At 66.3% G+C, this 6,412-nt stretch carries 5 protein-coding genes; 3 read left to right on the top strand and 2 right to left on the bottom strand.

The features are described from left to right. On the top strand, positions 1–166 hold a 166-nt coding region (locus O3W51_RS46790; protein WP_331284165.1), incomplete at its 5' end, for a transposase. Positions 167–615: 449 nt separating this feature from the next. Here the strand turns inward: O3W51_RS46790 and O3W51_RS46785 are convergent. Together O3W51_RS46785 and O3W51_RS46780 are read right to left on the bottom strand one after the other, a co-directional pair. After that, positions 616–1,257, bottom strand: a complete 642-nt coding sequence (locus O3W51_RS46785) for a hypothetical protein (protein WP_269290113.1) — start codon at positions 1,255–1,257, stop codon at positions 616–618. 1,052 nt (positions 1,258–2,309) lie between these two features. Next, positions 2,310–2,792: a DUF4436 family protein gene (locus O3W51_RS46780; RefSeq protein ID WP_244809551.1), complete on the bottom strand. Its 483-nt coding sequence runs from the start codon at positions 2,790–2,792 to the stop codon at positions 2,310–2,312. A gap of 162 nt (positions 2,793–2,954) precedes the next feature. Between O3W51_RS46780 and O3W51_RS46775 the strand changes: the two genes are divergently transcribed. Then, positions 2,955–4,484 carry an APC family permease gene (locus tag O3W51_RS46775; protein WP_138357711.1) on the top strand — a complete coding sequence of 510 codons (1,530 nt, stop codon included), beginning with the start codon at positions 2,955–2,957 and terminating at the stop codon, positions 4,482–4,484. Between the two features lie 96 nt (positions 4,485–4,580). Next, positions 4,581–6,260 carry a flavin monoamine oxidase family protein gene (locus O3W51_RS46770; protein ID WP_138357712.1) on the top strand — a complete coding sequence of 560 codons (1,680 nt, stop codon included), beginning with the start codon at positions 4,581–4,583 and terminating at the stop codon, positions 6,258–6,260. Positions 6,261–6,412: the final 152 nt, after the last annotated feature.

Genomic DNA, 6,412 nt, shown 5'->3' with positions numbered 1-6,412 from the left:
ACAAGCCCACAACACGTCCCACAAACAAGTCCGCGCCCGCGTCGAGCACGTCTTCGCCCGCATGAAGACCTGGAAGATCCTCCGCGACTGCCGCCTCAAGGGCGACGGAGTCCACCACGCCATGCTCGGCATCGCCCGCCTGCACAACCTCAACCTCGCCGGATAGGCGAACAGCCAGACCGACCACCGACCACGCCCACAGCCACCCCAAGATCATTTACGGGACAAGCCTTAGATAGCCGGGACGTTCCCCGATCGTGACACACCGAGTAGTCGAGATGAGAGGGTTGGGTCGGTCGAGTTGGCCAAGTGGTGGAAGCCACCCAGCCTTTGGGTGGCGGCCGCGGTGCTCAGCAAGGCTTCGTCGAGCAAGCTGATGCTGCAGCTGAGATGCGCAGCATCAGCCGGGCGACATCGGCGGCGGAATTGGTGTGTGCGACGGCGACCGGGACTGAGCGCCGCGCCCTTGTCTTCGCCCTGGAGGTCGTCGTCCAGACGATGGCGAGGGGGTACGACGACCACCCGGACTTCAAGCCGCACTGGTGCGTGCGAACCGGCAGCAAGCGCACGATCGTCGTGCTGGTGGCGGAACGTTCGTCCTACACGGTCTCGGGGTCAGGGACAGGTCTCCTCGAACTTCACCGCCGTGAACTTCACGGGCTGCCCGGTCAAGGCCGTGCCCGGGGTCGGAGACTGCGTGCACACCTTCCAGTTCGACTGCACCAGGATCATCCGATCGCCTGCCGCGTCCGCCGAATCGATGGATGTGGACGGGTCCAGGGCGGCCGTCGCAGTGTTCAGGGCCTTCCCCTTGAAATTCGGCATCGTCTTGCCGGCCTTCGCGGGCGCCTTCTGGTCGGAGGCCGGGCACGTCTCGTTGGTTTTCACTGCCCCGAAGTCCAGTTTCGTGTCGACCGGCGCCGACGTCCCCGCGGCGGGTGCCTGGGAGCAGACCTGCCAGTCCAGGTCGAGGATCTGGTGGCGGTCCCGGCCGGCGGCGTCGTGGCTGGCCAGGTTGTAGAACCCGGCGGCTTGCGCTGCGTCCTGCGCGGACTGGAGGCCCTTGCCGACGAAGTTGGGGACGGTCTTCGGCGTAGCGGCGGTCGCCTTGGGGGCGACGGTTGTGGTTGCCGCCGGTGTGCCTGGGGTGCCTGCGGTGGTGGGCGTCGCGGTGGGGCTGGTGGCGTTGGGGTCACAGCCGGCGAGGGGGGCTGCGGTGGCGAGGACGCCGAGGATGGTGGCGGTGCGAGCGTGCATGGGTCCCCTCTGGTTCATGAGGGGGTGAGTGTCCCGCAGGGGACTGCGAAGTGTCCGGCTTGTGATGTTTTTGTGATGCGGCGCAGCTAATCCGGCGACACGGCAGCGCGCCATCGACCTCACCCCGGTGACCACCGCAATGGCCCCGCCGACCCCCTGCAAACTGGACAGCAGCACCATTGGTACGACAGGACCGTCACTGTTCCTTTCAAGCAACCAGGATCGCCGTCAGGCCGCGAGTGCAACCGGGCCGCGCGCTCGCTGAAGCAGCGGGCCAGGAAGTTATCCCAGCTTTGACGCGTGCGGCGAAGGCGGCCGCGATGTCGCGGGTGCCCTTGTACTACCAAAGGGTGCCCGACGGCTTGCCGGCCTGTCGCAGATCGTTCGGGACTGCGCCGGCCATCGCGTAGGAGGCCCCGGATCCCTTGCTCCATCTCCAGCCTCCTCCCTCCGCATTCTCGACGTCTTGTGAATTCCTGACAAGTCGCTCACACTGGAAGGGAGCTTGCGGCATGGCACTTGGACCATTTCCCTGGGGACTAGTTGGGGACCACACGGCATGCGCGATTCCGAACAACTGACGCGTTATGGCACGAAGTGCAGATACCGTTTGCCCTGTTTGCCGAGAGAATGAGCTGGCAAAATTTGACTGGGGGTCAAGGGGTCGCAGGTTCAAATCCTGTCGTCCCGACGGTGTTTACGCAGGCCAGAGGCCGTCTCCGCATTGCGGGGGCGGCCTCTGGTGTCTGTATTGTCGGATTCAAATGTGAGAGCTTGTGAGAGGCGCGTCTGGCTGCCGTCTTTCCGCAGGTCAGGGCCTCTTTTCGGGGGGCTTCACTTGATCCGTTGCCCATGACCAAGTTGTGGCGCGGGCGTCGGAAATGGTTCGCGGGGCGCGGGAGGAACCAACCGAAGCCCCTCCGGCGCCCACCCGGCCGATGGGCTGTGGGGCCAGTATCGGGCCGGTCCGCTCCACCACAGCCGTGCCGCCATCGGGACCCTGCCTACTGCTGGGCGGAGAAGCTCGACGGACGCCACTGACCCTGGTCAACTCACTGAGCACTGCCCGCCGCCACCACCGGCCGGTCGGTGCGGGGCTCGGCGCGCCTACCCATGACGACCACGGTGATGAGGCAGAACGCGATGATCGGTCTTCGCCACAGGAAAGCAAGGCAGCCGAACGGCGGTGTGCCGGGGGCGGTGTTGCGGAACACCGCCAGGGCGATCAGTTGGGCAGCCATCCAGCCCCGGACGGGCCAGGCGAGGTCTTTACGGCGGGTTCCGAGGAACCATCGGCCGATAAGGAGGGACACAGCGAGTGCCCACATCGCGATCATCATGAAGGCCGCTAAGACGAGCACGCCGTTGGAGCAGGCCAAGCCGATGTCGAGGGCTGCGATGTCGCTGGTGCCGGTTCTGGCGTCGTGGACCTTGATGGTGCCGTTGTCACCGGGGCAGCGGCTAAGGCGACCGGAGCGAGTAGCAGGGCTGCCGCCATCGTCCGGCCCGGCGGCTGGGCCGTAACAGGCTGCCACAGCGGTAACCAAAGGGCTCACAGTCTGTCGGTTATGGCCTGCGTCACCCCACCTCCAAGCTGACACCTGCGCCTTACGTGTTCGACGTGGCCACGGGGATCTCTGCTCGGCATCTGGGCACTCTCCCGGCCACGTCATCATCTCCAGTTCAGGAGGTCGGCAATGGCTCAGGTTTCCACCAGCGACAGCGGACAGGCGGTCGCGGGTCCCGCTTCCCCCGAACATCCGGCCGGCACCGGTCAGGTGCAGCGGCTCAAGGCCAACTCGGTTGGCCTGGCAGGCGTGTTGTTCATGGCCCTGGCCACCGCGGCCCCGGTCACGGCGATGGCCGGCAACCTGCCGATCGTCATCGGTTCCGGCAATGGTGCGGGTGCCCCGGCCGGCTTCATTTTCGTCACCGCTGTTCTTGTCCTGTTCGCTGTCGGCTACGTGGCAATGGCCCGTCACATCACCGCTGCCGGTGCCTTCTACGGCTACATCTCGCATGGCCTCGGACGCATCGCAGGCATGGCCTCAGGGCTGGTCGCCGTTCTGGCCTATGTGGTCTTCGAGGCATCCCTGGTCGGTATCTTCGCCTCGTTCGCCGAGACCGCAGCCAAGGCCCAACTCGACATCCATCTGCCGTGGATCGTCTACGCCGCGCTGATGGTCGCCGTCACCGCCGTCCTGTCCTACTTCGACCTCGACATCGCGGCCAAGGTCCTCGCCTTCTTCCTCGTCTGCGAGGTGCTGATCCTCTCCGTCCTCGCCTTCGCCATCCTCTTCCACGGAGGAGGCCCCAACGGCCTGGTGGTCTCCTCGGTCAACCCGGCGAAAGCCTTCGCCGGACCATCCGCCGGCCTCGGGCTGTTCTTCTGCTTCTGGTCGTGGGTCGGCTTCGAGTCCACCGCGATGTACGGCGAGGAGTCCCGCAACCCCAAGCGGATCATCCCCAAGGCCACCCTGCTCGCCGTGGTCGGCCTCGGGGTGCTCTACACCTTTGTCTCCTGGATGGTGATCGCGGCCAGCGGCCCCGACGCGGCCATCAAGCAGGCAGGCTCCTTCGACGTCTTCTCCGCACCGCTCGAGCAGTACCTCGGGCACTGGGCGGTGAGCTTGTTCCAGTGGCTGGCCTGCACCAGCGCCTTCGCCTGCGGGCTTGCCTTCCACCAGTGCGCATCGCGGTACCTGTACGCGATCGGCCGCGAAGGGTTCATCCATCCCGCCCTCGGCCGTACCCATGCCAAGCACGGCTCGCCGCACATCGCATCCTTCGTCCAAACGGGCATCGCGGCGGCGATCATCGGGGCGTTCTGGGCCGCGGGCAAGGACCCGTACGTCCACCTCTACACACTGATGGCGATTCTGGGCACCCTCGCACTGCTGATCGTCCAGTCGCTGTGCTCCTTCTCCGTGATCGCCTACTTCCGCACGCATCACGCCGAGTCCCGGCACTGGTTCCGCACCCTGCTCGCCCCCGCCCTCGGCGGCCTGGGCATGCTCGCGGCGGTGTACCTGCTCATCGCGAACCTGGACACCGCGGCCGGTGAGGCCTCCAAGACACTGGTCTTCAAGCTCATCCCCTGGATCGTGGGCGTGGTCTTCGCCACCGGCCTCGGCATCGGCCTGTACATGAAGAACCGACGCCCCGAGCGGTACGAGATCATGGGCCGAATCATTCTCGAGGACACGCAGGAACGCACCGCACCCTGACCGCCGACTGCGGTCCCGCCACCTTGCAGCGGACCTCCCCCGCGATCCCCCCGCACGTGCTGACCATCTCCGCGAATGGCGAAGGGAACATCTCCCATGGCACGCACCGCTCCGATGAAGGCCCTGCAGAAGCTCGTCGAGGAACATGCCACAGCACGCCGCCTGCGTCTGCCCGTGGACGCGTTGCGCGGTCTGCGCGCAGAAGCGGCGGCCGACCCGTACTCCGTGGGCCGCCGGGAACTGCTGCGCTGGGCCGCCGCGGCCGGTGTGACGGTCGCCGCCGGCTCCGGCGTGCTCGCGACTGCCGACCGTGCCCACGCCGAGACGACGGCCGCTGCCACGAAACCGTCCTACCGCGCTGCCCGGGTCGCAGTGATCGGTGCGGGCATCTCCGGGCTTACCGCCGCCCTCACCCTTGCCGACGCCGGCGTGCCGTGCACCGTCTACGAGGCCAACCCGACCCGGGTCGGCGGCCGGATGTACTCCGAGCACAGCTATTGGGCGAACGGCCAGACCTCCGAGTACGGGGGCGAGCTGATCGACACCGGCCACAAGAAGATCCTCGAACTCTGCCGCCGGTTCGGCCTCGACACCGTCGACTTCGCCGGTTCCGGACCCAACGGAGCCGAAGACGTCCTGTGGTTCGACAATGCCTACTACCCACGCTCCCAGGCCGACGACGACTTCAAAGCCGTCTACCAGGCTCTGCACACCGACCTCACCTCAGCCGGCGACGTCACCTGGAACCGGACCACGGCCGCTGGCACCGCATTGGACAACCTGTCGCTGTACGACTGGATTGAGACCCGGGTACCGGGCGGTCATTCCTCCCCGCTCGGGCAGTTCATCGACGTCGCGTACAACGTGGAGTACGGCGCCGATACCCAGAACCAGTCCTCACTCGCCCTGGTCCTGCTCATGGGCTACCAGCCGAACCCTGGACGCTTCAACATGTGGGGGCTGTCCAACGAGCGCTACCACATCGCCGGCGGCAACGACCAGCTCCCGAAAGCCATCACAGCGGCGCTGCCGTCCGGCACCGTGCAGATGGGATGGAAGCTGCTCGCGGTGCGGGCCAACACCGACGGCACCCAAACACTCACCTTCGAAAACGACGTCACCACCAGAACCCTCACCGCGGACCAGACCATCCTCACCGTCCCGCTGCCGATCCTGCAGCAGCTGGACACCGGCCGGGCGAACTTCGATCCGCTCATGCTCAACCTGCTACGGGACGCCAGAATGGGCTACTGCACCAAGCTCAACATGCAGTTCACCACCCGCACCTGGGACGGCACCGGGCCCTGGCCAGGAGTTGCCGAAGGCAGCTGCTTCACCGACCTTCCCTTCCAGCAGATCTGGGACACCACCCAAGGCCAGCCGGGCAGCACCGGCATCCTCATCCAGTACGGCGGAGGCTCCCTGGCCCACGGTCTCAACCCACCCACACCCTTCGCCTCCGACACCACCGCCTACGTCAAGAACCTGACGACCTCCGTCCTCACCGATGTCGACAAGGTCTTTCCCGGTACCAAGGCACGCTGGAACGGAAAAGCACTGCTGTCCGCCTGGCACAAGAACCCGCATGCGCTCGGCGCTTACTCCTGCTGGCCGGTCGGCTACCTCCACCGCTACGCCGGCTACGAAGGCGCCCGGCAGGGGAACATCCACATCGGCGGTGAACACTGCTCCTACGACTTCCAGGGCTACATGAACGGCGGCGCTGTGGAAGGCGAGCGGGCGGCTGATGAGGTTCTTGGGGACCTCATCTTCTGATCCCGGCGCACTGCACCTCGGAGCGCTAGTGTCCTGCGCCAGTAGTTGATCGTTAGATGCTGTGTGACTTCTACTGCTGGTGCATCGGTGCCTCGTCGGGGCCCGAAACTGGAGCCGTTACTGCTGTGTGCGGATGAGCGGGCGGTGTTGGA

Source organism: Streptomyces sp. H39-C1 (genome assembly GCF_027158125.1).
In the GTDB taxonomy this organism is placed as follows: domain Bacteria; phylum Actinomycetota; class Actinomycetes; order Streptomycetales; family Streptomycetaceae; genus Actinacidiphila; species Actinacidiphila fildesensis.
The sequence above is the reverse complement of the archived record's forward strand: the minus strand, read 5'-3'. Positions and strand labels throughout refer to the sequence as shown.